Source organism: Deinococcus sp. YIM 134068 (assembly GCF_036543075.1).
In the GTDB taxonomy this organism is placed as follows: domain Bacteria; phylum Deinococcota; class Deinococci; order Deinococcales; family Deinococcaceae; genus Deinococcus; species Deinococcus lichenicola.
On record NZ_JAZHPF010000001.1, the window covers coordinates 236,471 to 259,834 of the forward strand.

24 protein-coding genes are annotated in these 23,364 nt (G+C 70.5%); 11 read left to right on the top strand and 13 right to left on the bottom strand.

The genetic code is table 11. The features are described from left to right. Nucleotides 1-73 precede the first annotated feature (73 nt). From V3W47_RS01295 to V3W47_RS01330, 8 genes are all read left to right on the top strand, one after another. Nucleotides 74-595: a hypothetical protein gene (locus V3W47_RS01295; protein ID WP_331823337.1), complete on the top strand. Its 522-nt coding sequence runs from the start codon at nt 74-76 to the stop codon at nt 593-595. Between the two features lie 307 nt (nt 596-902). Next, complete coding sequence (locus V3W47_RS01300; protein ID WP_331823338.1) at nt 903-2,462, top strand: nitrite/sulfite reductase; 1,560 nt, start codon at nt 903-905, stop codon at nt 2,460-2,462. Continuing rightward, a complete protein-coding gene (gene cysC, locus V3W47_RS01305; RefSeq protein ID WP_331823339.1) occupies nt 2,459-3,004 on the top strand; it encodes an adenylyl-sulfate kinase in 546 nt (181 codons plus the stop codon). The genes V3W47_RS01300 and cysC overlap by 4 nt, the downstream gene beginning before the upstream one ends. After that, nucleotides 3,001-3,777 (top strand): phosphoadenylyl-sulfate reductase, encoded by a 777-nt coding sequence (locus V3W47_RS01310; protein WP_331823340.1) that lies wholly within the window; start codon nt 3,001-3,003, stop codon nt 3,775-3,777. Before cysC ends, V3W47_RS01310 begins: the two co-directional genes overlap by 4 nt. A gap of 54 nt (nt 3,778-3,831) precedes the next feature. Then, nucleotides 3,832-5,025 carry a sulfate adenylyltransferase gene (gene sat, locus V3W47_RS01315; RefSeq protein ID WP_331823341.1) on the top strand — a complete coding sequence of 398 codons (1,194 nt, stop codon included), beginning with the start codon at nt 3,832-3,834 and terminating at the stop codon, nt 5,023-5,025. Nucleotides 5,026-5,103: 78 nt separating this feature from the next. After that, entirely contained in the window at nt 5,104-6,072 is a 969-nt protein-coding gene (locus V3W47_RS01320; protein ID WP_331823342.1) for an ABC transporter substrate-binding protein, read from the top strand. A 4-nt stretch (nt 6,073-6,076) separates the two neighbouring features. Continuing rightward, nucleotides 6,077-6,907, top strand: coding sequence for an ABC transporter permease (locus V3W47_RS01325; RefSeq protein WP_331823343.1), 831 nt, complete (start codon nt 6,077-6,079; stop codon nt 6,905-6,907). After that, complete coding sequence (locus V3W47_RS01330; protein ID WP_331823344.1) at nt 6,904-7,677, top strand: ABC transporter ATP-binding protein; 774 nt, start codon at nt 6,904-6,906, stop codon at nt 7,675-7,677. Before V3W47_RS01325 ends, V3W47_RS01330 begins: the two co-directional genes overlap by 4 nt. Before the next feature lie 58 nt (nt 7,678-7,735). On the opposite strand, the gene V3W47_RS01335 is transcribed toward V3W47_RS01330, so the two are convergent. From V3W47_RS01335 to V3W47_RS01345, 3 genes are all read right to left on the bottom strand, one after another. Further along, nucleotides 7,736-8,155, bottom strand: coding sequence for a helix-turn-helix domain-containing protein (locus V3W47_RS01335; protein ID WP_331823345.1), 420 nt, complete (start codon nt 8,153-8,155; stop codon nt 7,736-7,738). Next, on the bottom strand, nt 8,156-8,437 hold the full coding sequence (locus V3W47_RS01340; RefSeq protein ID WP_331823346.1) for a type II toxin-antitoxin system HigB family toxin: 282 nt from the start codon (nt 8,435-8,437) through the stop codon (nt 8,156-8,158). Between the two features lie 115 nt (nt 8,438-8,552). Beyond that, complete coding sequence (locus V3W47_RS01345; RefSeq protein WP_331823347.1) at nt 8,553-9,821, bottom strand: aspartate aminotransferase family protein; 1,269 nt, start codon at nt 9,819-9,821, stop codon at nt 8,553-8,555. A 183-nt stretch (nt 9,822-10,004) separates the two neighbouring features. On the opposite strand from V3W47_RS01345, the gene V3W47_RS01350 reads away from it, so the two are divergent. Together V3W47_RS01350 and V3W47_RS01355 are read left to right on the top strand one after the other, a co-directional pair. Then, nucleotides 10,005-10,415 carry a hypothetical protein gene (locus tag V3W47_RS01350; RefSeq protein ID WP_331823348.1) on the top strand — a complete coding sequence of 137 codons (411 nt, stop codon included), beginning with the start codon at nt 10,005-10,007 and terminating at the stop codon, nt 10,413-10,415. Continuing rightward, on the top strand, nt 10,415-11,581 hold the full coding sequence (locus V3W47_RS01355; protein ID WP_331823349.1) for a glutathionylspermidine synthase family protein: 1,167 nt from the start codon (nt 10,415-10,417) through the stop codon (nt 11,579-11,581). Before V3W47_RS01350 ends, V3W47_RS01355 begins: the two co-directional genes overlap by 1 nt. Before the next feature lie 10 nt (nt 11,582-11,591). Here V3W47_RS01355 and V3W47_RS01360 read toward each other — a convergent pair whose 3' ends face one another. The 5 genes from V3W47_RS01360 to V3W47_RS01380 all read right to left on the bottom strand — a co-directional run bounded on the left by V3W47_RS01360 (nt 11,592) and on the right by V3W47_RS01380 (nt 16,744). Next, complete coding sequence (locus V3W47_RS01360; protein ID WP_331823350.1) at nt 11,592-11,798, bottom strand: hypothetical protein; 207 nt, start codon at nt 11,796-11,798, stop codon at nt 11,592-11,594. Nucleotides 11,799-11,887: 89 nt separating this feature from the next. Next, entirely contained in the window at nt 11,888-13,663 is a 1,776-nt protein-coding gene (locus tag V3W47_RS01365; RefSeq protein ID WP_331823576.1) for an ATP-binding protein, read from the bottom strand. Nucleotides 13,664-13,707: 44 nt separating this feature from the next. After that, nucleotides 13,708-14,751 (bottom strand): DNA double-strand break repair nuclease NurA, encoded by a 1,044-nt coding sequence (locus V3W47_RS01370; protein ID WP_331823351.1) that lies wholly within the window; start codon nt 14,749-14,751, stop codon nt 13,708-13,710. Between the two features lie 131 nt (nt 14,752-14,882). After that, nucleotides 14,883-15,506 carry a Crp/Fnr family transcriptional regulator gene (locus V3W47_RS01375; protein ID WP_331823577.1) on the bottom strand — a complete coding sequence of 208 codons (624 nt, stop codon included), beginning with the start codon at nt 15,504-15,506 and terminating at the stop codon, nt 14,883-14,885. Nucleotides 15,507-15,823: 317 nt separating this feature from the next. Further along, nucleotides 15,824-16,744, bottom strand: coding sequence for a histone deacetylase family protein (locus V3W47_RS01380; RefSeq protein ID WP_331823352.1), 921 nt, complete (start codon nt 16,742-16,744; stop codon nt 15,824-15,826). A 160-nt stretch (nt 16,745-16,904) separates the two neighbouring features. On the opposite strand from V3W47_RS01380, the gene V3W47_RS01385 reads away from it, so the two are divergent. Beyond that, nucleotides 16,905-17,819, top strand: coding sequence for a carbohydrate kinase family protein (locus V3W47_RS01385; RefSeq protein ID WP_331823353.1), 915 nt, complete (start codon nt 16,905-16,907; stop codon nt 17,817-17,819). A gap of 78 nt (nt 17,820-17,897) precedes the next feature. On the opposite strand, the gene V3W47_RS01390 is transcribed toward V3W47_RS01385, so the two are convergent. From V3W47_RS01390 to V3W47_RS01410, 5 genes are all read right to left on the bottom strand, one after another. After that, complete coding sequence (locus V3W47_RS01390; RefSeq protein WP_331823354.1) at nt 17,898-19,049, bottom strand: cytochrome P450; 1,152 nt, start codon at nt 19,047-19,049, stop codon at nt 17,898-17,900. Beyond that, nucleotides 19,043-20,452 (bottom strand): phytoene desaturase family protein, encoded by a 1,410-nt coding sequence (locus V3W47_RS01395; RefSeq protein ID WP_331823355.1) that lies wholly within the window; start codon nt 20,450-20,452, stop codon nt 19,043-19,045. Before V3W47_RS01395 ends, V3W47_RS01390 begins: the two co-directional genes overlap by 7 nt. Continuing rightward, complete coding sequence (locus V3W47_RS01400) at nt 20,449-21,645, bottom strand: glycosyltransferase family 2 protein (protein ID WP_442877194.1); 1,197 nt, start codon at nt 21,643-21,645, stop codon at nt 20,449-20,451. Before V3W47_RS01400 ends, V3W47_RS01395 begins: the two co-directional genes overlap by 4 nt. A 100-nt stretch (nt 21,646-21,745) precedes the next feature. Continuing rightward, nucleotides 21,746-22,402: a 1-acyl-sn-glycerol-3-phosphate acyltransferase gene (locus V3W47_RS01405; RefSeq protein WP_331823356.1), complete on the bottom strand. Its 657-nt coding sequence runs from the start codon at nt 22,400-22,402 to the stop codon at nt 21,746-21,748. Beyond that, a complete protein-coding gene (locus tag V3W47_RS01410) occupies nt 22,399-23,364 on the bottom strand; it encodes a carotenoid biosynthesis protein (RefSeq protein ID WP_331823357.1) in 966 nt (321 codons plus the stop codon). The genes V3W47_RS01405 and V3W47_RS01410 overlap by 4 nt, the downstream gene beginning before the upstream one ends.

Below are 23,364 nucleotides of genomic sequence, written 5' to 3' on the forward strand. Positions count from 1 at the left end.
CGTGATGTCGGGCCGCACGGTCCTCACGTGCGCTTCATGGCCGGGAGGGGGCGGGCGGGTAACGTGAGACGCTATGAAGAATGTCCTGCTCTTCCTCACGGCTGCCGCCGTGTTGTCCGGTGCCGCCCTCGCCGCGCCTGTCAGGCTCCAGACCGTTCCCGTGACCGTGGAGCCGAACGCCCGGCTGCTGACCCTGAATGACGCGGGCATCGCCAAAGTCTTTCCCTCGGCGGCGGGCCGCCCGAACGCGGTGTTCCTCACGGAGGACCGCAAGGTGTCGGTCGCCCTGGAGTGGCGCGAGGGACGGCTCGCCCCCGCCGAGGTGCAGGGCCTGGTCAACCAGTTCCCCGCCGTCATCCGCTCGCAGGTGCCCAACGTCAAGTCGCTCAAGGCGGGCCTCGTGCAGATGGGCGGGACCTCGTGGGCGCAGTTCGTCTTCACCACGCCCGGCCAGGGCGACGACGTGCGCCGCGAGTTGCTCGTCACCAGCCTGCAAGGCCGCACCCTCGTTATGACCATCGCCGGGAAGGTCGGCGACTACAGCCGCAACGAGGCCATCATCCGCAATCTGGCGAACAGCGTCCGGCTGAACTGAGGGGAAGGTCTGCGCCGAGGGCCGCGTTCCTGAAGGGGGCGCGGCCTTCGTGTCGGAGTGTGACCCGGTGTATTTAGAGGTCGTGCCCGCTCACGGCACCTGCTGTGGGAGACTCCCCCGCGACGAGGTGGCTCAATCCTCCCTTCACCCTGTCCCCTCCACGTCCCCGCTGCCGAGACAAGTTGAGTAAAGTTGTCATCTTCCGAGTATCCTGTGGGGATGAGGCATCCGGCATTGGGCAGGTCGTGTTCGCCCGAACCCTGCCCCGCTCGGCCCTGACTTCCCCTCCCCGACCCCTGGAGACCCCATGAGCGATATCGAGGCCCTGAAAAAAGAACTGCCCCCGTTCCAAATCTTCGACCTGATCCCGCAGTACGCCGCGCAGGGCTATATCGACCCGGAGCGGATCGACCTGTTGAAGTGGGCGGGCGTGTACCCGCAGCGTCCGCAGGAGGACGGCTTCCTGATGATGCGCGTGCGGGTGCCGAGCGCCGAGTTCGCCACCTCCACGATGCGCGAGGTCGCCAACATCGCGGAGGAGTACGGGCGCGGCTTCCTTGACGTGACCGACCGCCAGGCGTTTCAGTTCCACTGGCTCACCATCGACAAGATTCCGCAGATTTTCGAGCGGCTTCAGCCGCTGGGCCTACACCCGAAGGGGGCGTGCGGCGACACCGTGCGCGCCGTGATCGCCTCGCCGCTCGCCGGGCTGGATGCGCGCGAGATCATCGACGTGCGGCCCCTCGCCCACGCGATGGAGGGCACGCTGACGGGCAACCCCGACTTCCAGGACCTGCCCCGCAAGTTCAAGATGAGCCTGACCGCCACGCCGGAGCTGGAGGGCATCCACCTCGTCAACGACATCGGCTTCCTGGCGCATACGGTGGACGGGGAAGTGGGCTTCGACGTGTGGGTGGGCGGCGGCCTCGGCGCGGTGGCGCACCTCGCCAAGCGGCTGGGCGTGTTCATCACGCCGGAGGAAGTGGTGGAGGTGGGCCGGGCCATCGCCGGGGCGTACCGTGACCACGGCTACCGCCAGAACCGCAAGAAGAGCCGCCTGAAGTTCCTGATCAAGGACATGGGCGTGGAGAAGTTCCGCGAGATCGTGGAGACCGAGTACCTGGGCCGCAAGCTGCGCGACGGCCCCTCCGCCCCGGTCGCCCGCTTCGGCGGCAACGACGTGCTGGGCGTCAATCCGCAGAAGGACGGGCTGAATTACGTCGTCGTGGCGACGACCGTGGGGCGGATCAACCCGGACAAGGCGCGCAAGCTCGCCGACCTCGCCGACCGCTACGGCAAGGGCGTGCTGCGGACGACCGCCTTCCAGAACATGGTCATCCCGCACGTGAAGTCGGAGGACGTGGAGGCCCTGAGCGCCGAACTCGCCGCCGTGGACCTCGCGCCCAAGACGACGCTGCGCGGCACGACCATTGCCTGCACGGGCACCCAGTTCTGCCGCCTCGCCGTGACCGAGACGAAGGCACGCACCGCCGGGCTGGTGGACCACCTGGAACCGCAGTTCAGTGACCTCGACGTGCCCTTCACGATCAACCTCACGGGCTGCTCGAACGCCTGCACGCGCTATCAGGTCGCCGACCTCGGCTTCATGGGGGCGTTGCGCGGTGAGGAGGAGGTCTACAACGTCCACCTCGCGGGGAGCATCGGGCAGGCGCAACGCACGGGCACGAAGCTCAAGGGCGTGGTGCCCGCCGTGCGGCTGAACGAGTACACCGAAGCCGTGCTGACCGACTTCCGGGCGGGCAAGCAGCCCGGCGAGAGCTTCGTGGAGTACGCCGACCGAATGGGTGCCGACCGCTTCACCCCCGACGCGGTGCTGAACGCGGGCCGCGAGCCGGTGGGCGCGTGACCACCACCCTCAGCCGCCCGGAGGTGGGCACGGGCCGGGTGGTGTGGTTCACCGGGCTGTCGGGCGCGGGCAAGAGCACGCTGGCAAGCGCCCTGCACGCCGAACTCGTCTCGCGGGGTGTCGCTGCCGAACTGCTGGATGGCGACGCCGTGCGCGAGAACCTGAGCAAGGGGCTGGGGTTCACGCGGGTGGACCGGGATACCAACGTCCGGCGAATCGCCTTCGTCGCGGGACTGCTCGCCAAGCATGGCGTGACCGTCCTGGTCAGCGCGATCAGCCCCTACGCCGACACCCGCCGCGAGGTGCTGTCGGGCCTGCCCAATCCCACCGAGGTCTTCGTGGACGCGCCGCTGGAGGTCGTGACCGAGCGCGACGTGAAGGGCCTGTACCTGCGGGCGCTCGCCGGGGAGATCAAGCACTTCACAGGTGTCTCCGACCCCTACGAGGCCCCCGAAAACCCGGACCTCCATCTCCGCACCGATCAGATCAGTGTGGAGGAGGGTGTGACGCGACTGCTCACCCATCTGGAGTACACGGCATGACGGCGTGGAGCGAACGCCCCGACGTGCGGACCCCCGAACAGGGCGGCGTGCCCCTCACCACCGAGCCGCGCGCCCCCCGCGAGGCTGCCGGACACGCCGACTCCTCCGCGCCCAACTTCACCCCCGACACCAACCCGCTCGACGTGATCCGCTGGGCGCTGGACACCCACCCCGACCTCCTGATGCCGAGTGCGTTCAACCTCAACGGCGTCGTGCTGCTGGACCTCGCGGCGCGGGCGGGCTACCGGGGCGAGGTCGTGTTCGTGGACACGGGCTACCACTTCCCCGAGACGCTGGCGACGCGTGACCGTCTGGCCGCCCGCTACCCGGAGATGACCTTCGTGACGCTGAACGCGGGGGCCGACCCGGAGGACGGGCGGACCCCGCCCGACCTGTATGCCTCGGACCCCGACGCCTGCTGTGCCGTGCGGAAAGTCGCACCGCTTCAGGCTTACCTGCGGGAGAAGGCCCCCTCCGCCCTCCTCAACGCCCGGAGCCGCGATCAGGCCGCGACCCGCGCCGACATCCCCTTCGTGGAGACCGGGGCACGGGTCAAGATCAATCCCCTCGCCCACTGGACGCGCGAACGGCTGGAGGCGTATGCGGCGGAACACTGCCTCCCCGTCAACCCGCTGTACTACGACGGCTTCCTCTCGGTCGGCTGCTGGACCTGCACCCGCGCCGTCCGCCCCGGCGAGGACGCCCGCGCGGGCCGCTGGGCAGGCCAGGGCAAGACCGAGTGCGGGCTGTGGGCCGGGGAGAGCAAGCTGTAGGCCTCTTCCCCTTTCGTCCGCCTCAAAAGTTGACCAAGTTCATCCACTGCTCGTTTGAAAGGCTCTCCCGTGACGACTCTCCCCACTCCCTCCCCCTCTCCCGTCCTCCTGCCCGCGCCGCTGGGCGGCACCCTCGTGAACCGCGTGCGGCGGCCCGGCCACGACTTCGACCCCAACGAACTCAGCGGGCTGTCCCGGCTGGAACTCTCCGACCGTTCCTATGCCGACCTGGAGATGCTGGCGACGGGCGCGTACTCGCCGCTGACGGGCTTTCTGGGCGAGGCCGACTACCTGAGCGTCATCGAGCACATGCGGCTGGCGGACGGGACACCGTGGAGCATCCCAATCACGCTGCCCGTGAGCCGGGAAGAGGCTGGGCGGTTCACGGGCCGGGTCGTCCTCACCCACGGCGGCGAGGCGGTCGGCAAGCTGGACGTGCAGGAGCGGTACGAGGCGCGCAAGGCGCTGGAAGCGCGCGAGGTCTACCGTACGGAGGACGCGATACACCCTGGCGTGGCGGCCCTGTACGCGGGCGGGGACGTGTATCTGGCCGGGCCGATCACGCTGTTCGAGGTGCCGCGCGGGGCCTTCCCCCTCCACCACCGCACGCCCGCCGAGGTCCGCGAGGTCATCGAGGCGCGTGGTTGGCGAACCTCGGTCGCATTCCAGACGCGCAACCCCATCCACCGGGCGCACGAGTACCTCCACAAGGTCACGCTGGAACTCGTGGACGGACTGCTGCTGCACCCGCTCGTGGGGACGACGAAGGGCGACGACGTGCCCGCCTCCACCCGCGTGCAGGCGTACGAGGTGCTGCTCGACCGCTACTACCCGCAGGCCCGCACGCTGCTGAGCGTGTACCCCGCCGCCATGCGCTACGCCGGGCCGCGCGAGGCGATCCTGCACGCCCTGTCGCGGCGCAACTACGGGGTGACGCACTTCATCGTCGGGCGCGACCACGCGGGGGTGGGCAGCTACTACGGCACCTACGACGCGCAGGAGATTTTCTCGGCGTTCACGTCGGACGAGTTGGGTATCCGGATTCTCAAGTTCGAGCACACCTTCTACTGCCGGACGTGCGGTCAACTCGTCTCCCCGCGCACCTGCCCGCACGGGAGCGAGCATCACCTCGTGCTGAGCGGCACGAAAGTGCGCGAGAAGCTGCGCGCCGGGGAGAACCTGCCGCCCGAATTCACCCGCCCGGAGGTGGCCGAGGTGCTGCGGGGGGCATACAGCGAGCAGGCTTAAAGCACTTCCACCCGACCGACGCGCCCCCCTCACCTGGGCTGTGTTCACTCCTTCCATCTCGCCCCCAAGGAGAACTGCATGACCCGACCCCTGACCCTGCTGGCCTTATCTACCCTCCTCCTCACCCCAGCCGCCCACGCGCAGGGGGCCACGTCCGTGCGGCTGGGCTTCTTCCCCAACCTGACGCACGCGCCCGCCCTGGTGGGGCTGGAGCGCGGCACCTTCCAGAAGGCGCTCGGGGGGGTGAAGCTGGAGCCGAAGGAGTTCGTCTCGGGGACCACGCTGACCGAGGCGTTCGGGGCCGGGCAGATCGACATCGCCTACATCGGCCCCGGCCCGGCGATCAACGCGGCGACGCGCGGGATGCCCCTCCAGATGATCGCGGGGGCGAGTGAGGCGGGCGCGGTGCTCATCGCGCGGGGGGACAGCGGCATCCGGTCGTACAAGGACCTCGCCGGGAAGCGGGTGGCCGTCCCGAGCCTCGGCAACACGCAGGACATCAGCCTGCGGCACATCCTGAAGGACGAGGGCCTGAAGGCGCAGACGGACGGCGGCACCGTGAACGTGACGCCCGTGGCCCCCGCCGACGTGCTGGCCGCCTTCGCCACGCGGCGGGTGGACGCCACGCTCGTGCCCGAGCCGTGGGGCGCGGCGCTGGAGGCCCAGGGCCACCGCCTCGTCGGCACCGAGAAGACGGTGTGGCGGGACGGGGCGTATCCCACGACGGTCGTGATCGTGAATACCCGCTTCGCCGCCCAGAACCCGGCACTCGTGGCCGCGTTCCTGAAGGCGCACGGGGAGGCGGTGGCCTTTCTGACGAGCAAGCCCGCCGCCGCCTCAGCGGTCGTGAACCGCAAGCTGGAGGAGCTGACCGGGCAGAAGCTCAACCCGCGCGTGCTGCAACGCGCCATGAGCCGCACCCGCTTCACGACGGGGCTGGACCTCGCGGCGCTGACCGAGTACGCGGCCCTGAACGTCGAGGCCGGGTACGCGCGGGGAGCCACGGACCTCACGCCCTTCGTCAACGTGGGCTATCAGAAGCGGTGAGGCCATGACGACGACCTCTCTGGATGCACCAGCCCCCGTCCGCCGTCCGTCGCGCTGGCGGACCCTGGGCTGGCAACTGCTGGGGCTGGCGGTGCTGCTCGCCGTGTGGTGGCTCGTCACCGACGTGCTGCGGCTGTACCCCCCCTATGTGTTCCCCAGCCCGCGCGCCGTCTGGACCGAGATCAGCTACGGGCTGTGGGGCAGCGGGCCGCAGGACGGACGCCTGCTCGCGGGCATAGGCAACAGCCTGCGCCGCGTTCTCGTCGGGTACTCCATCGCCGTGCTCCTCGGCGGCGTGGTCGGCCTGCTGATGGGCGCGTGGCGACCGCTCCGGGAGACGCTGGGCGCATACCTCACGGGCGTTCAGAGCGTGCCCTCCATCGCCTTCGTGCCCTTCGCCATCCTGTTCTTCGGGCTGAACGAGCGGGCGGTGCTGTTCGTGGTCATCCTAGAAGGCTTCATCCCGGTCGCGCTCGCCGTGTCCGGGGCGCTGATGAACGTGCCCCCGGCGCTGCGGGTGGCGGGGCGGACCCTGGGGGCGGGCGGCCTCGCCCTGACGACGGGCGTGCTGCTGCCGAGTGCGGTGCCCTCCATCCTGACGGGCCTGCGGACCGCGTGGAGTTTCTCGTGGCGGGCGCTCGTGGGGGCCGAACTGCTCGTGAGCGCGAGCGCCAGCCTCGGGGCGCAACTGGAGATCGGGCGCAACACGGCGAACATCGCCCTCGTGATCGCCACCATCCTCACCATCGGCGTGATCGGCGGCCTGTTCGACACCCTGCTGCGCGCCCTGGAGACGCGGGTGCGCCGCGACTACGGCCTGGAGGTGACACAATGACGGCCACGATGGACCGCCCCGCCCCCGCCGCCACCACCGCCCCGCAGGGGGTGAGCCTGACACTGGACGGGGTGACGTACCGCTACGGGCGCACCGCTCAGAGCGGAGGAGGCCAGACCGCCAGCCGCGCCGGACTCGGGCCGCTGAGCCTCCACGTCGCGCCGGGCGAGTTCCTGTGCGTGGTCGGGCCGTCGGGCAGCGGCAAGAGTACCCTGCTCTCCCTGCTGGCGGGCTTCCTGCGGCCCCAGGTGGGCCAGATTCGCCTCGGCGACACGCCCGTCACCGGCCCCGACCCCCGGCTGACGCTCGTGCAGCAGGAACCCGCCCTCTTCCCGTGGCGCACGGTGGCGGGCAACGTCTCCTTCGGGCTGGAGCGGCGGCGCTTTCCCCGTTCCCAGCGGGACGTGCGGGTGCAGGAGACGCTGCGCCTCGTCGGGCTGGAGGGGTACGGCCCCCGGCGGGTCCACCAGCTCTCCGGCGGGCAGCGCCAGCGGGTCAGCCTCGCCCGCGCGCTCGCCGTGCAGCCGAGCCTGCTGCTGCTGGACGAACCCTTCAGCGCCCTCGACGACCGCACCCGCACCGTCCTCGCCGACGAGCTGCTGTCGATCTGGTGGGCGAGGAAGGTCACGGTCGTCTTCGTCACGCACAATCTGGAGGAGGCGCTGGCACTGGGTCAGCGCGTGGTCGCCCTGCGCGGCGGCGAGGTGGCGCTGGACGCTCCGGCGCGGGAATTGAACGTGGCGAAGTTGCGGGGAATGCTGGAGGGGTAGCGCCGAAGAAAGGAGCAGGAGCCGAAGCGCAAAGCCTCGGCTCCTGCTTTTGCATGAGTTACAGGAACACGCCGGGGTCCACCTCGAAATACCGCCCCAAAATCCGCGCGTGTTCGGCGGTAAAGGGGCGCTTGCGGTTCAGAAGACGGCTGATAATTCCCTGGCTGATGCCCGTTCCGGCGGCGACCTGGCTTTGGGTCAACTCGCGCCCATCCATGTAGAAGGCGAGCATGGCCGCACCGTCCGCCTCCGGCAGAGGATAATGACGCTCCTCGTAAGTAGCGATGCGCTCGATCATCAACGTCATCAGACTGGCGAGGGGATGAGCCGGGTCCTCACCTACAGCGTGCCAAACGGGTTCGAGCAGTCCCAGCGCGCGGGCGTGTTGCTCGTCGTTCTCGATGGGCGTGATGGCGTCGTGGGCCAACGCCTCCACCTGCGACCAAGCGGCCTGAAGTTCGGCGAGTTCAGCGGTCACTTACGGCCTCCAATCGTCGTACTGCCGGTGGGTGAGGACGTGTTTGATCCAGAAGGTCCTGCTCTGGAATCTGGCCGTCACGATCAGGCGGTACTTGTTGCCCCCGATGTCGAAGACCATCTGCCCCTCCACCCAGTCCACACTGCCGAAGTCGGCTCGGACCTCGGCAAAGTTCGCATACTCGGCCCGGCGAACGTGCTTGTACCAGGCGGAGAGAGGCTCTTGCGCCTCCGGGTGAACCGTCCAGAACGCCACGAGCGCGAGCTTGCTGATGACATTCATGCCTTACAGAAAATATGTCACGTTGGAATAAAAACATCAATACCTACTCGGCCATTCTTCCCAAGAAGCGGCGGGCCGAGAACCCTTCCCCAGCCCGCCGCCCTCCCTTTCTCCCCTACTCCGTCTGCTTGTCTTCCCGTGCCCCGGCGAGTTCCGCCGCCCGGTCGCCCCTCGGATTGACGGTGTTCAGCACGCGCTCGAAGGCGGCAATCACCCCGTCAATCTGCTCCTTGCTGATCGTCGCGGGCGGCAGGAAGCGCACGACGAGGGGCGTGGCCTGAAGGGTCAGCACGCCCTCCTCGTGCTCGAGGGCCGCGATGTACGGCGCACTCTTCTCCTTGAGTTCCACGCCGATCATCAGCCCCAGCCCGCGCACCTCGCGGATTTTGGGGGAGCGGATGGCGCGCAGCCGCTCCATGAAGTACGCGCCCTTCTCGCGCGCCTGCTCGGCCATGCCCTCGCGCTTCATGGCGCGGATGGCCGCCACGCCCGCCGCCATCGCCAGCGGGTTGCCGCCGAAGGTCGTGCCGTGACCGCCCTTCGGCATCCGGTCGGCGACCTCGGCGGTCATGACGAACGCGCCCACGGGCACGCCGCCCGCCATCGCCTTCGCCAACGTCATGCCGTCGGGAATGACACCGGAATGCTCGCAGGCGAACATCTTGCCCGTGCGGCAGAAGCCCGTCTGAATCTCGTCGAGGATGAGGAGCGCGCCCTTCTCGCGCGTGAGGCGGCGGGCCTCCTGGATAAACTCGATGGGAGCCGGACGCACCCCGCCCTCCCCCTGCACGGGTTCGAGGATGACGGCGGCGGTCTGGTCGGTCACGGCGGCGCGCAGTTCCTCAATGCTGCCGTAGGTGATGAAGTCGACGTTCCGGTTGTCCACCGCCTCGCCGAAGGGTTCGCGGTACTTCGGCTCCCACGTCAGCGCGAGCGCCCCCAGCGTCCGGCCCGAGAAGCCGCGCTTCATGCTCACGAAGCGCTGGCGGCCCGTCGCCGTGATGGCGAACTTCTTGGCGGCCTCCATCGCCTCCGTGCCGGAGTTGCACAGGAACACGCGGTCGAGGCCGCTCGGCAGCACGCTCACAAGCTCTTGCAGGAACTCCGCGCGCTTGTCGTTGGGGAGCGTCTGGGGCATCACGATGAGGCGCTCGGCCTGGTCCTTGATCGCCCGCACCACGTCCGGGTGGCTGTGGCCGATGTTCGCCACCCCGTACCCGGCCACACAGTCGATGTACGCCCGCCCCTGCTCGTCCCAGACGGTCGCGCCCTGCCCGCGCACCATCACGACCTGATGCTTGTTGTACACGCCGGAGTCGTAACGCACCTCGGCGTCCAGCCACTTGCTCGCGCCCTGCTGCTGGGGTTCACTCTGTACGGTCATGGTGAAGACCTCCTGTTGGAAGTCAGTGTAGGGGTTGGGGGTTAGGGGAAAGGAAGGGGTGTCCAGCCGGGCGGGTCGGCAGGGCTGGAACTGGAAGCCCTGGCCCCTGCTGGCGGCTGGAAGCTGGCCGCTGGCCGCCCCACGTTACGGAACATTTTGCCCCTATGCCTCGTAATAGAAGACGTGAGCAAGTCCTTCCATCTGCCGCTCCTCGCGGCGCTGCCCGCCCTGCTCGTCGCCTGTGGGGACGACGACCTCGACCTCGACAGCTACAAGCGCACGAAGTACACCTCCTACCAGCAGTGCCGCCTGGCGAACCAGGAGGCCATCCAGCGCGGCCTGCGAAACCCCTGCCAGAAGACGAGCGGCGGTTTCTACGGGCCGTACCTCCTGCTCGCCTCGGGCCTGACGCGCTATGTGGGCTACACGGCGGCGGGGCGCGTGGCCTCCACCGGCCTGACCTACAACACCCGCACGGGCAAGGCGACCTCCTTCAAGGCACCGGGCGTCGCTCGCGGCGGCCTCACGAGCACGGGGCGCGCGGGCAGCTCGTCTGGTGTGAGCAGCTCACCCAGCGGAAGCTACGGCGGCTGATGCGGCGTCTCTCCCTCCCGCCCCGCCCGAACTGGGAGGAGCGGCTGCGCGAGGTCGGCTTCACGTGGTACGCGCCCACCCCCACACATCCCGTCCCCTACTGGGGCGAGGACGCCTGCTACGCCTTCACGCCCACGCAGATTGAGGGCCTGAAACGCGACGCGCAGGACCTCACGAACATGGTGCTCGAGGCGACCGGGGCGGCCATCGAGGGCGGGCGGATGAGGGAGCTGGGCATCCCCACCTTCCTGCACGACGCGGTACGCGCCTCCTGGGACCGGGACGACCCGACCGTGTATATGCGGCTGGACCTCGCCTACGACGGCTCCGGGCACGCCCGCTTGCTGGAGGTGAACGCGCAGACGCCCACCTCTCTCATCGAGGCGGCGGTGAGTCAGTGGCAGTGGCTGGAGGACCGTCTGGCGGCTGGGGAAGTGGCCGCAGGAACCTCCCAGTGGAACACGATCCACGAGGGCTTGAGCGAGCAGTGGGCTTACCTCGCGCGGGAACGGGGCGTGACGCAGGCGCACTTTTCCTCGGCGCGGGAGGTGGAGGACATCGCCACCGTCACCTACCTGCGCGACCTCGCGGGGGCGGCGGGCGTGAGCGGGTCCTTCCTCGCGGCGGACGAGGTGGGGACCAGCCCGGACCAGCGGTTCCTCCTCGACACGTGGACGCTGCCTATCCGCCACCTGATGTGGCTGTGGCCCTTCGAGTACGCGTGGGAGTCACGGGACGCGGCCTTCCTGTCGAACACCGAGACGCGCTTCATCGAGCCGCTGTGGAAGGCGGCGACGGGCAGCAAGGGCCTCCTCGCCCACCTGCACGAGCGATACCCGGACAGCGGGTTGGTGCTTCCGGCGACGCTGACGCCGGGGAGCCTCGGTGAGAACGTCGTCCGCAAGCCGCTCTACTCGCGCGAGGGGCAGAACGTCACGTTGCCGGGACAGACGCAGACGGCGGGCGTGTACGGCGACCTGCCTGTGGTCGAGCAGGCCTACGCGGAGTTGCCGACCTTCGAGGCGGAGGACGGGCCGCGCTACCCGGTCCTCGGCGTGTGGGTGGCGGGCGACGAGGTGTGCGGGCTGGGCATCCGCGAGGGCCGCAGCCGCGTGACGGACAACCGGGCGACCTTCGCGCCGCATGTAATTCTGCCTGTCCAGTAGAAACCTATGTTCACTCCCCGCCCGGATGCCGCTCCTCTGGCACGCTCAGGCGGGACTTATCCACGCTTTCGGTCGCGGGCGTGCCCTCCACCGTCTCCCGCGCCAGCTCCCGCATCTCCCGGCTCGCCGCCTCGGAGACCTCGGGCGTCCAGCGTCCGTGCTTGGTCGGGGTGCCTTCCTCGGATGAAGGGTCGGCCTCTTGCTTCTTCTCGGTCATAGAACACCTCGGCGCTTATTTGACTTGCTCGGGAGTCAGGAGGGACGAGAACGCCTGCGGAGAAACTTCAGCCTTCCGCCCTCTCTGTCTCAAATCCCCAGCCAGTCCTCCCCGACTTCCTCCACGTCCCGCCCCACGTCCTCGGCCACCTCGTCCCGGCGGGTCGCCCACGCGGGGAAGGGATAGCTCACGAGGACCGGGTTGGGCACGTCGGGCTGCGAGACGAGCATGGTGCCCGGCTGGAGGATGCCCGCGCGGGCGCGGAAGCTCTGCGGCAGGAAGCGGTACTCGGGGCGCTCGGCCTCCGCGAGATCGAGGCGACCGACGACCCGGATCGCCGCGTTGGAGACGATGCGCCGCTCGACCTCCGAGGCAGTCTGCTGGGCACCGATCAGGATGATGCCCAGGGAGCGGCCACGCTCGGCCACGTCGAGCAGCACGTCCTTGATGGGGCTGTCGCCCTCGCGCGGGGCGTACTTGTTCAGCTCGTCGAGCACCACGAACACGGTGTCCTGCCGCCCGTACCGCTCCTTGTGCTCGAACAGGTCGCGCAGCAGCACGCCGACCACGAAGCTCTGCGCGTGGCCTCCGAGTTTATGGATGTCCACCACGCTCGTCTGCACGCCGGACTTCAGGACGTTCGGGCGGTATCTCTCCGCCTGCGCCGCGCTCACGTCGCCGCGCACGAGGGGAGCGAGGTGTTTTTGCACGCCGCGCAGCCGCCGGACGAAGGCCCGCAGGGTGCCCTGATTCTGCTTGAGCACCCACCGGGGATCGCCCTCGCCGTCGTTCTGGTCGAGGAGCTTGTATTCGAGGTAGGAGACGAGGGCCGCAAACGTCTCGATGCGCGTCTTGCCCATGTCGTCGAAGCGGAGGTTCTCCGAGAGCAGCACCTCGGTGTCGGGCTGCCAGTCGTCCACGGTGAGGGAGGGCGCGTCGTCCCCGGCGGCGAGGCGGGCGAGCTTCTCCTCCATGTTGCCGATCACGAAGCCGAGGTTGAGGCTCCCGCCCGCGTCCGAGAAGACGTAGGGCAGCATCCGCCGGGCGCAGAACTCCCGCAGGCTGAAGACGAAGGGCGTCACCCCCGCCGCTCGTTGCTCCACGTCGGGCACGATCACGTCCCCCTGTCCGGCCCTCGGCGGGGCAAGGAACTGCACGTCGCGGAAGGGTTCGGCGGGCAGGCCGAGGCGGGCGTAGCGGCCCTCCTGCCAGCCCTTGCGCTCCTGAAAGTCGCCCTCCTTCTTGCCGAGCTTGGCGTTGAGGCGGTCGAGGAAGAGCAGGTCCTCGCCCTTCACGTTGAAGATCAGCGCGCGGGTGGTGTGGCCCTCGCCCCGCTGAGTGAGCAGGCCACTTCGGAAGATGGAGTGCAGCAGGAACAGCGCGTAACTCGTCTTCGTCGCCACGCCGGAGATGCCGCTGATGTTGATGTGCCCGCCCTGCTCGCCGTTCACGAAGCCGTAGTTGACGGGAAGCACCTGTCCGTCCGCCAGGAGGCCGCCGGGGAAGGAATAGTCCATCTTGTCGGCGCTCAGGGCGAGGGCCAGCGCCTCCCCGCGTGCCTGCCGCACCTCGTCGCCGGGCTGGGGCGGGATGAAGTCCTCGGGGTCCACCCGCGTCACCAGCACGCGCGCCGCGTAGCTCACCGATGCCGGAAGAAGGCCCGCCATCACATCCTGAACGTCGCTGTCGAAGGTCACGCCCTCATGCCGGGTCCGCACCGCGTCCACGAGGCCGTAGAAGCTGACGGGCTGGCCGCCGGGCTTCCTGGTCCGCACGGTCACGAGGTCGTCCATGCCCACGCTCGCGCCGGGACTCACCGCGAACCAGAAGGAGACGGGGGTAGCGTCCTCGGTGCCCAGGACCATGCCGAGGTGGGCACCCTGTTCGGGGTCGGTCAGCCGGAGGTTGGTCACGCGACTGCCCCCGGCCCGTACTGCCCGGCGATGTGGGCGCGCAGCCTCCGCGTCACGAGGTCGGCGCTGCCCATCGCGCGGCTCATGGCGCTCTCCAGGGCGGCGGTCGGGATGAGGTTCTGGGGGGCGCGGGGGTCCTTGTGCGCCCGGCTGGCGAGGCGGCACAGCAGCTCACCGCTCACGTTCGCCACCTCACGCACGATGGGCGGCAGGAAGTCGGAGTCGTCTGGCGCGTACATCTCCAGCCGCATCACGCCGGACATGGGGTGCTGGTAGAAGGCCGCCTCGCACAGCCGCACATACCAGATGAAGCGCGTCGTCTTCCCCGTCTTGGAGGTCAGGTGCATGATCGGCGTGCGCTCGCCCGGCTTCAACTCCGAGAGCAGGCCCACCCGGTCGGGCGGAAGGTACTGCGTCTGCATCGTCTTGACGTAGCCCACGACCGCGCCACCGAGGTTGCTGCGCCGCCGCAGGGTGCCGTCTTGCAGGGTCAGGGCGGTCAGCGCCTCGCGGTCGTCGCCCTCGTCGAAGGGGACCGCCGAGGCCAGCCCGTGCGAGAGTTCCTGCTCGGCGGAGAGCATGGCCTGTTGCAGCTTGTGGAGCGGCGCGAGCGGGTCGGTCCCCTCCGCGACGATGGGCGTGTACTGGAGTTGCCCCGTGTGCGGGTCACGCGGCGAGAGGAGGCAGGGGTCCACCCGCAGGCCGGGCGCGTGGGCGAGGAGCCTTCTCGCCCGCACGTTCTCTAGCTCGGCGGGCCGCGACCCGTGCGGGCACAGGTTCACCGCGCCGACCACGTAGGCCCCGAAACCGCCCATGCCCGCCTCGCCCTCGTCGTCCTCTAGGAAGACGCGCGACTCCATGCGCCGCTTGCCGTCCACCACATAGACGGTGTGCAGCCGCGCCGGGATTGAACGCGGGGCCACCGCCCCCCAGCGCGGCGTCTCGATGTCGATCAGGTCCCCCTCGAAGCGTTGCAGGCCGAGTTGCCCGCCCTCCATGTCCACGGGCCAGGGGTCAAGGCGAATACGCATGGGGGCCATTGTAGGGGCGGGGTGTGGGATGTGGGACGGAGGTTGTGGGAAGAGATCACTTCTCCTACACCCCACAACCTCCACCCCAAAAGAAAAACGCCCGGCTCTCCTCCCCGGACGTTCCTCCCCACCTGTCCCCCTCAGCCGTGGTAGCCGCTCAGCGCCCGAAGCCGGGCCTCGTCCGTCAGGGTCAGGCAGCGGTAGGCGGGGGTCAGGAGACCGTCGTCGCGCATCTCGCCGATGAGTTTGGAGACGCTCTCGCGGGTGGCCCCGGTGCCCTCGGCGATGAGTTCGTGGGTGGCGCGGACGTAGCGCACGCCGTTGGGGTGCGTGCCGCCCAGGCTGCTGCCCGCGAGGTTCAGGAGGTAGCGGGCGATGCGCTCGCGGAGTTCGCCGTCCTGAATATGCACGCCGTCGTTCATGACCCGCTGAAGCTGCGCGCTGAGGCTGCGCGTGACCTCCCACAGCTCGGCGGCGCTGAGGTGCTGAATGTGGATGGGCGTCAGCGCCGCGTCCGTCAGCGCGATGACCTGATGGCTGCGCGCCAGCCCGTGCAGAGTCTCCTCGCCGAAAATGTCGCCGGGCAACACGTGGCGCACGGTCAGGTTGCGGCCCTGCGGGGTCAGGCGCACGGCGCGGAGGAGGCCGCTCTCCAGCCGGTAGAGCGTCGGGGCCGGGTCGCCCGCGTAGTACAGCGTGTCGCCACGGCGCAGGGGCCTGCTGCGGAGGTCGGGGCTGGCCGGGACGGTGCTGTACAGGGTCATGTCGAACTCCTCGGAGGGAAAGCAAGGGGCGGTGGGCACGGCTGACAGGCTGACCTGAATGTGATTGAACTGTACAAGGTTTGTCCAACCCCTGAACGTTCGGGCGGGACATTGTGAAGTCCTTCATAAGCTAGAGGTGGGTGGCAGCGATGGGGGCAGTCAAAAAAGCCTGTGTGACGCGGCGGGACTCGCCCCCCCATAGGCTCTGGCCTACCGAACGACGTGCAAAACATTTCTCAGACTCATACTCTCTTCATGCCCAATTCGTTGGGCCACAAGCTAAAAGCCGCGCTTGGGCCAACGAGGACGGGGAGCACTCAGGCGTAAACTTCCAGCCCGTCCAGCACGACGCTGGCGTGGGCCTCCACGGTGAGGGCGTGGTCGCGGTTGTAGCCGCCCGCCATCATGGTGACGGTGGGGATGCCCGCCACGTGTGCCCAGGTCAGCACGGCGCGGTTGCGCTCACGCACGCCGTCCAACGTGAGATGGAAGCGCCCGAAGCGGTCCCCGGCGAGCACGTCCGCGCCCGCGAGGTACAGCAGCAGGTCGGGCCGGAAGGCGTCCAGCGCGGGGAGGGCTGAGACACGCAGCACGCGCAGATATTCCACGTCCGTCACGCCGTCGGGCAGGCCGAGGTCGAGGCTGCTCCGCTCCTTGCGGAAGGGGTAGTTGCGCTCGCCGTGGACGCTGAGGGTGAAGGCCCGGTCCTCCCCGGCGAGGAGCGCCGCCGTGCCGTTCCCCTGATGAACGTCGAGGTCGAGGACGGCAACTCGCCGCGCCCACCCCCCGTCCAGTGCCATCCGCGTCAGGATCGCCGCGTCGTTCACGAGGCAGAAGCCCTCGGCGCGGTCGGCGAAGGCGTGGTGTGTCCCACCCGCGAGATTGGCACCCCAACCGCACTTCAGGGCGTCGTGCAGGGCCGCAAGGCTACCCCCCGCCGCCCGCCGTGCCCGCTCTACCACCCCCTCGCTCCACGGCAGCCCGAAGGCGCGTTCCTCTGCCGCCGTCACCTCCCCCCGCCGCCAGCGCCGCAGCCACGCCGGGTCGTGGACACGGGCGGCGTCGGCCCAGCCGAGCGCGGGCGTCTCCAGCACAGGCAGCAGGCCCGCGAGTCGGTCCCGGACTCCCGCGTACTTGTACGCCGGGAAGCGGTGGCCCTCCGGCAGCGGAAAGGTGTACGAGGCGGGCGTGTAGGCCCGGAAGGGATGCGGGAAGGACGGGACGGCGGGCAGGGTCACGGGGTCAGTGTGGGCCACGGAGAGGAGAGACGCCGTGTGCTCCCGCTTGTTCTACCTTTGTCTAAGGTCGAGCTTGGGAGGAGTCAGGACGCGGCCTCCACCCTTTCTCCCCTCGTCACTCAACCCTCATCCCTCCCCCGGTATGTCACTCTGTCCTGCGATGAACAACCCATCCCAACTGCCCCTGATCGTGAGCGCCGGGGAGGCGCTGACCGACCTCGTGACCGCCGGGGAGAACCGCTGGGTGGCGCATCCCGGCGGGGCCGGGTGGAACGTCGCGCGGGCGTGCGCGCGGCTGGGGGTGCCGAGCGCCTTCGCGGGCGCGGTCGGGCAGGACAACTTCGGGGACGACCTGACGGCGGCGGGCGGGGCGGCGGGGCTGGACGGGCGCTTTCTCCAGCGGGTGCCCGCGCCGACGCTGCTCGCGGTGGTGTATCAGGTGACGCCGCCCGCCTACCGCTTCCTGGGCGAGAACAGCGCCGACCTGCACTTCGACCCGGCCCGGTTGCCGGAGGGCTGGCTGGGCACCGCACGCTGGTTGCATGTGGGCGGCATCAGCCTGAGCCGCTGGCCGCTGGCGCACACGTTGCTGGGGTTGATCGAGGCGGCGCGGGCGGCGGGCGTGAAGATCAGCTTCGACCCCAACGCGCGCATCACCCACCGCCACCCGGACTATCCGGCGGTCTTCGCACGAGTGGCCCGACAGAGCGACGTGATGAAGCTCAGCGACGAGGACCTCGCCTTCTTCTTCCCCGGAGAGTCGGAGGAGGACGCCCTCCGCAAGCTGCGCGGCATGAACGCCCGCTGCCCCATCGTGATCACGCGGGGGGCACGGGGCGCGACCCTCTATCACCCCGCCGGACGTGCCGACCTGCCTGCCGCGCCCGTGAAGGTGGCGGACACGGTGGGGGCCGGGGACGCCCTGTGCGCGGGCCTCCTCGTCAGCGCGACCGAGCAGCCGGACGCCCGCTGGACCGACCATCTCCGCCTGGGCCTGCGCGCCGCCGCCGCCGCCTGCGCCCGCCCCGGTGCCTACGCCCCCACGCGGGGGGATGTGGAGGCGGTGCCACTGTAGCGGGCGACGGGGAGCAAAGAGGCGTCGTCAGCGGGCTGAGTTGCCCTGTAGCGTTCAGAGAACCTTCGAAGCAGGTTCTCACCGTGTCGCAGATGTGACGACGAGAGGCCCCCTCGGTCCCAGCGTCACCCCCGGCTGGGGCGAGGGGTCGCCGCGCACGGCCCTCAGCGGCGGCAGGGCGGCCAACGTCTCCAGAATGAGGAGGTGGGCGAGGTGCAGCCCCAAGCACACGCGCTCGCCGCCGCCAAAGGGGAGGTAGGCCCAGGCGGGGGGCGCTGAGCGCCAGCGGTCCGGGCGGAACTCATGGGGTGCGTCCCACAGGCGTGGATCGCGGGCACTGAGATAGGGGCTGTACAGGGCCAGGGTGCCGCGCGGCAGCCGCACCCCCTCCCACGTCATGTCGCGGGCGAGGCGGCGGCTGCCCATCCAGCCGGGCGGATAGAGGCGCAACGTCTCCTTGAGGACGGCGGGGTGATGCTCGGGCGCGTGCCATTCGGGATGCCGGGCGACGTGCCACACCGCCCACGCGAGGGCGTGCGTCGTCGTGTCGTGGGCGGCGGCGAGGCTGACCCGCGTTTCCTCCAGCCCTCCCGGCAGCGGCGCGAGGAGGGCGAGCAGGTCGTCTCCCCCACCCCGCGTCAGGCGAAGGTCGGCGAGGCGGCGCAACTCGGCATGGACCCGGTGGAACAGGAGCGGGCGGGGCAGCGCCGGAATGGGGAAGGGTTGCCGCAGCGGGGCGAGGAAGGCGTGGAGCAATTCCGGGCGGAACTCGCCGGAGAAGTACGCCGCGTTCAGCAGGTGAAGGACGGCGTGGTCGGCCCAAGTGAGGGCGTCGAACTCTCCTGACGGGGGAGGGGGAAGCGCGGCCTGGATGCGGGAGCGGAGAACCTCCAAGTGGCGTTTGCCGAAGCCGGGATTCAAAACCTTGCGGCGAGAACTATGGCCGGGCGCGTCGGTCAGGATGACCCCGCCCGCGAGGTGCGGCACGACCCGCGAGAAGCTGCCCGCGCTGCGGAAGGTGGCGAGGTCGGTCAGCAGGCGGCGGTTCCAAGCCGGGCTGGAGGCTACGACGGCGGGCAGCCCCAGCCGCAGGCGGAAGAGGTCGCCGCCCACCTCCCGCGCCCGCCGCGCCCCGTCCTCGATCAGCGGCAGTGGAGAGAGCGCCCAGTCGCGCAGGTGGCCGTTCCCCAGCTTCGGCGGCGGCTCGGGCAGGTTCGTCAGGCTCACCACGTCTCGCCCTCACCGGGCACGTGGGAGCCGTCCAGATCGTCGTAGGGCAGACCCAGCAGCGTTCCGGCCCCGTTCCAGCCGCTCAGGATGGAGAGGGGCACGCCGCCGCCGGGGTGGACAGTCCCGCCGACCTGCACGAGATTCCGCGCGCCCGGATGGGTCCAGCCCGGTCGGAGGCTTCCCAGCAGGCCGTGGGGTGCCCGTCCGTACAGCGCCCCCCGCGCGGCGGTGCGGGCGTACTCGGCGGGCGAGAGGGGCCGCCACTCGGTCACGGGCAGGGGCAGGCGGGCCTGGAGGCGGCCCAGCAGGAACTCGCCGTACTCGTGCGGGTCGTCCGTCACCTCGGGGTTGGGCGGCGCGTTCACGAGGAGGAAGGCGCGGTCGCCGTCGAGGTGGAGGTAGAGGGTGGGGTCGCCCGGCAGGCGTCCGGCGCGGATGTCGCGCCACTCGCGGGCATAGTCGGCGGGCCAGAGGAGGTGGTGGGCGCGGCCCCGGTCCTCCGCGAGCCGAAGTTGCAGCGCGAAGCCGCTCACCCCGCGCGGCGTGCGGTCGGGGGGCAGGCCCAGCCAGCCGCGCGTCATGGCCCGGTCGGCGGCGCTCACCCAGGCGTCGGCAGTCAGCACGCCCCGGTCCGTGTGCGCGCCCAGCACCCGCCCCGCCCGCGTGATGAGGTGTTCCACCCGCGTCCCGAACTCGAAGCGCACCCCCAGCGCCTCCGCCCGCTCGCGCAGCCGCCCGGCGAGGGGACCCAGCCCCCCCTCCAAGTGCCACACCCCGTAACCCAGCTCCACCCAGGCGACGTTATGCAGCACGGCGGGCGCGCGGTACGGGTCGGCCCCCAGGTACGTGGCGAAGCGCAGCCAGAAGGGGGTCAGGAAGGGGCCACTCCGCACAAATCGGGCGAGGCTGGACCACGGGGCGGCCCGGTGCCCGCGCGTCACGGCGTAGCGCGCGAGCTGGAGACGATTCGGCGGCGGCCCGAAGATGAACGTGGGCGCGGCGTCGAGGTACATCCGGCGCGCGGCGAAGAGGAGCCGGGCATAGTCGCGGCCCTCCTGCCGGGAGAGTTGCGCGAGAGTCGGCTCCAAGCTTCCGGCCACGTGCAGCGCCTCCGGGGCGAAGGTGCGCCCTCCGGGGGCGTGGTAGGTCGTGGTGGGGCGGGCGGCCTCCAGCGGGGGCAGGGCGAGGCCGGTCCGCTCGTGGAGCGCCCGAAAAATCTGCGGCATGGTCACGACCGTCGGGCCGCTGGAGAAGTCCTCGTAGCCCAGCGCCGCCTTGCCGCCGGGCCGCCCCAGCGCATCGAGCACCGTCACGCGCACGCCCTCACGGGCCAGCCGCAGCGCCGCCGCCAGCCCCGCGAAGCCGGAGCCGAGGACGGCGACGTGACCCGGAGCGCGCGTCATCCCCGAACACCTTCCACCACGGGAGATGCGGGCTGAGGCAGATGCTCTCCAGGCTGACCGCTGACGGCTGACCGCTGACGGCTCTGCTCGTAGCTCCGCCCCTTCCACCCCACCCGCGCGCCCCGTGCCCGCAGGAAGACGGGCAGGGCGAGCAGCGGCGTCAGGGGACCGAGCAGCCCCTCGGCGAGGTCGGCGGGGCGGCGGCGACCCGCGACGAGGTTGACGAGGGCGCGTTCGGCCACGCCCGCCACACGCAGGGCGGTCAGCCAGCGCCAGCGCCGGGAGGGCAGCAGCCACGGCAGCGTGTACGCCGCGAGGTGCCAGCCCAGCGACACGGCGAGCAGCACGCGCGAGCGCCCGTGGACCTCGTAGGCGTTCTTGCCGAAGCCGCCGACGGACTCCCGGTAGCCCCGGTACATCCGCACCTCCACGCACTCGCCTCCCAGCGCGAGGGCGAGGCGACCATCCTCCGCCTTGAGCCGCTGACCGAACTTCACGTCCTCCAGCAGCTCGGCGCGGACGAGGGCGTGCCCGCCGAGCCGGGCGTAGGCTTCCCGGCGAAAGGCCATCAGTTGCCCGTTCGCCGCGCTCGCCGCCCGGTGGGGAATCCGCAGCACCGGCTCGGGCAGGAGGGTCAGCAGCACCACGTCCACCAGCGGGGTGAGCAACCGCTCGCCGAACGTCTCGTTGCGCTGGCGCGGGTACACGCTGAGGAGATCGGCCCCCGAGCGCGAAAGCTCGTGCAGCACGGCACCCAGCGCCCCCGGCCTCCAGTCCACGTCCGCGTCGGTGAAGATCAGGAGGTCCCCCGTCGCCGCCTCGCCGAGCTGCTGGCAGGCCCACGGTTTGCCGTGCCAGCCGGGCGGAAGGGGCCGCCCCTCCAGCACCCGCGCCCCCGGCACCCCCGCGCACAGGCGGCGGGCGACCTCCCCCGTGCCGTCGCCGCTGCCGTCGTCCAACACCAGCACCTCGTCGGCCCCCTGCGCGAGCAGGCCGGGCAGGGTGCGCGGGAGGTTGTGCGCCTCGTCCCGCGCGGGCACGAGCAGCGAGACGCGCGGAGCGTCCACGGGCCGGGGCCGGGGCCGCAGCCGGGGAAAGTGCCGCGCGTTGACGAGCAGCACCGCCCCCTTCACCCCGAAGAAGACCGCCGCCGCGACCCCGTACACGCCAAGCAGAACGCGGGCGCGACTCACGCCGCCTCCGGGCAGGGCCGCGTCTGTTCACGGCTCCAACCCTGAGAACCCACCGCCCCACCTTCTGCTGGCCGCTGGAAGCTGGAAGCTGGCCGCCCCCTCACCGCTCCCCCGTCAGCCGCGCGAGCAAACGCCCCGCCCCCGCCAGCCGCTCCTGCGCGCTCGCCCGCCCGCCCGCGAGGCGCAGATAGCCCGCGAGGGGAGATTCCGGGTCACTCGCCCGCAGTTCGTCGTCCAGCGCGGCGAGTTCGTCCGTGAGAACTTGCGTCAGTTCCCCACCCGGCACCGCCCGCCCGAAGCGCAGATAGGCTTCCGGCCTCTGCGCGCCCCGCAACGTGACCCGCAGGGCGACGGGAACGAGAGGCACCCCCGCCGTCCGGGCGATCCAGGCGGCTCCGGGCTGCACGTCCCGGAGTGGTCCGACAGGCTGCAAGGCCCCCTCCGGGAAGACGACCACCCACGCCCCCGCCCGCGCCGCGCGCACGGCAGCCCGCACCTCACTCGTGCCCAGCGCCCCGACCCGCCGCAGGAAGGGGAAGCGGGCGAGTTGCCGCTCCGTCATCAGCACCCGGAATTCCACCCCCAGTACCCACGTCACCTCGCGCATCACGTAGCCGTCCCACCAGGAATGGTGATTGGGGGCGATCACGGCCCCGCCAGGGGGGAGAGGGCCGCGTGCCCACACGCCCGCGAGGTCGCTGTGAACACTCCGGCGGATGCTCGCGCGCAGGAGGGCCGTCACCGGGTCGGGTCTCACGTCCGCACCCCACGCACGGCCCGCGTCAGCCCCAGCCCCGCCAGCATCACCGCCAGCGTCACGCCCGCCTCGGCGTACCGCCCGACGAGGACGAGGCCGCCGGGCAGGAAGAAGGTCTCGATGGGGTAGGCGAGGGCGAAGGTGGGTCGCCTTTGATCAGACGCCCCGAACATCCCCGGCGCAATTCGCGTGAAGGCCCACGCGATCCCCGTCCCCACCGCCCACCACCCCACGAAGTTCTGGACGGGCGCACCGGCCCACACCGGAGCCGGGTCGCTCCAGCGCCAGTAGCCCTCGGTCGTCATCAGCGGCTCCAGCCCCACGTCCCAGGCCAGGACGAGCAGCCCCGCCAGCCACGCCCGCCCGCCCGCGAGCAGCAGCGCGGCGAGGGGAAAGGCGAACCACCCCAGCGGCACGATCAGCGGCACGGTGAGGAGCGTCGGGGCCGGGGCACCCGCGTAGGAGTACACCCCGAACGGGAAGCCCGTGCGGCTGCCGAGGAGTTCCACGCCCAGGCCGACCGCAAAGGCCAGCGCCGCCATCATCAACGCCCGCCGCACTCCCGCCCGCTCCCACGCGAAAGCAAAGGCCGCCGCGAACAGCGCCCCCGTGCTCAGCAGCGCGAGCAACGGAAAGCCGTCGGGCCAGAGGGGAACCGGGATTTTCAACCCCACGTACAGCGCCGTGAGCCACATCCACGGGCGCATCTGCGTGGAAACGTCCGCTGCCCTGAGTCTCAGCACCTGCCCGAACTTCGGCCCAAGCGCATCACCCGCCAAAGCCAGAACTCCGGTGAGCGGCAGCCCCAGCGCGATCAATACCAATCCGCCCGCCACGCCATTCAGCACGAGCAGCGCCCCGAGGAAAGAGACACCCAGCGCGGCGAAGGCGAGGCCGGAGCGGAGGAAGAGTGGGCTGACTCTCCCTCCCCTCCTCTCGCCGCTCACTGTTCCGCGTCTCAT

Bases quoted from the DNA above. Each gene is read 5' to 3' on its own strand.
- V3W47_RS01295 (WP_331823337.1), top strand. From the start codon at position 74: ATGAAGAATGTCCTGCTCTTCCTCACGGCTGCCGCCGTGTTGTCCGGT.
- V3W47_RS01300 (WP_331823338.1), top strand. From the start codon at position 903: ATGAGCGATATCGAGGCCCTGAAAAAAGAACTGCCCCCGTTCCAAATC.
- V3W47_RS01310 (WP_331823340.1), top strand. From the start codon at position 3,001: ATGACGGCGTGGAGCGAACGCCCCGACGTGCGGACCCCCGAACAGGGC.
- V3W47_RS01320 (WP_331823342.1), top strand. From the start codon at position 5,104: ATGACCCGACCCCTGACCCTGCTGGCCTTATCTACCCTCCTCCTCACC.
- V3W47_RS01325 (WP_331823343.1), top strand. From the start codon at position 6,077: ATGACGACGACCTCTCTGGATGCACCAGCCCCCGTCCGCCGTCCGTCG.
- V3W47_RS01330 (WP_331823344.1), top strand. From the start codon at position 6,904: ATGACGGCCACGATGGACCGCCCCGCCCCCGCCGCCACCACCGCCCCG.
- V3W47_RS01340 (WP_331823346.1), bottom strand. From the start codon at position 8,437: ATGAATGTCATCAGCAAGCTCGCGCTCGTGGCGTTCTGGACGGTTCAC.
- V3W47_RS01345 (WP_331823347.1), bottom strand. From the start codon at position 9,821: ATGACCGTACAGAGTGAACCCCAGCAGCAGGGCGCGAGCAAGTGGCTG.
- V3W47_RS01355 (WP_331823349.1), top strand. From the start codon at position 10,415: ATGCGGCGTCTCTCCCTCCCGCCCCGCCCGAACTGGGAGGAGCGGCTG.
- V3W47_RS01360 (WP_331823350.1), bottom strand. From the start codon at position 11,798: ATGACCGAGAAGAAGCAAGAGGCCGACCCTTCATCCGAGGAAGGCACC.
- V3W47_RS01365 (WP_331823576.1), bottom strand. From the start codon at position 13,663: ATGGTCCTGGGCACCGAGGACGCTACCCCCGTCTCCTTCTGGTTCGCG.
- V3W47_RS01370 (WP_331823351.1), bottom strand. From the start codon at position 14,751: ATGGCCCCCATGCGTATTCGCCTTGACCCCTGGCCCGTGGACATGGAG.
- V3W47_RS01375 (WP_331823577.1), bottom strand. From the start codon at position 15,506: ATGACCCTGTACAGCACCGTCCCGGCCAGCCCCGACCTCCGCAGCAGG.
- V3W47_RS01385 (WP_331823353.1), top strand. From the start codon at position 16,905: ATGAACAACCCATCCCAACTGCCCCTGATCGTGAGCGCCGGGGAGGCG.
- V3W47_RS01395 (WP_331823355.1), bottom strand. From the start codon at position 20,452: ATGACGCGCGCTCCGGGTCACGTCGCCGTCCTCGGCTCCGGCTTCGCG.
- V3W47_RS01410 (WP_331823357.1), bottom strand. From the start codon at position 23,364: ATGAGACGCGGAACAGTGAGCGGCGAGAGGAGGGGAGGGAGAGTCAGC.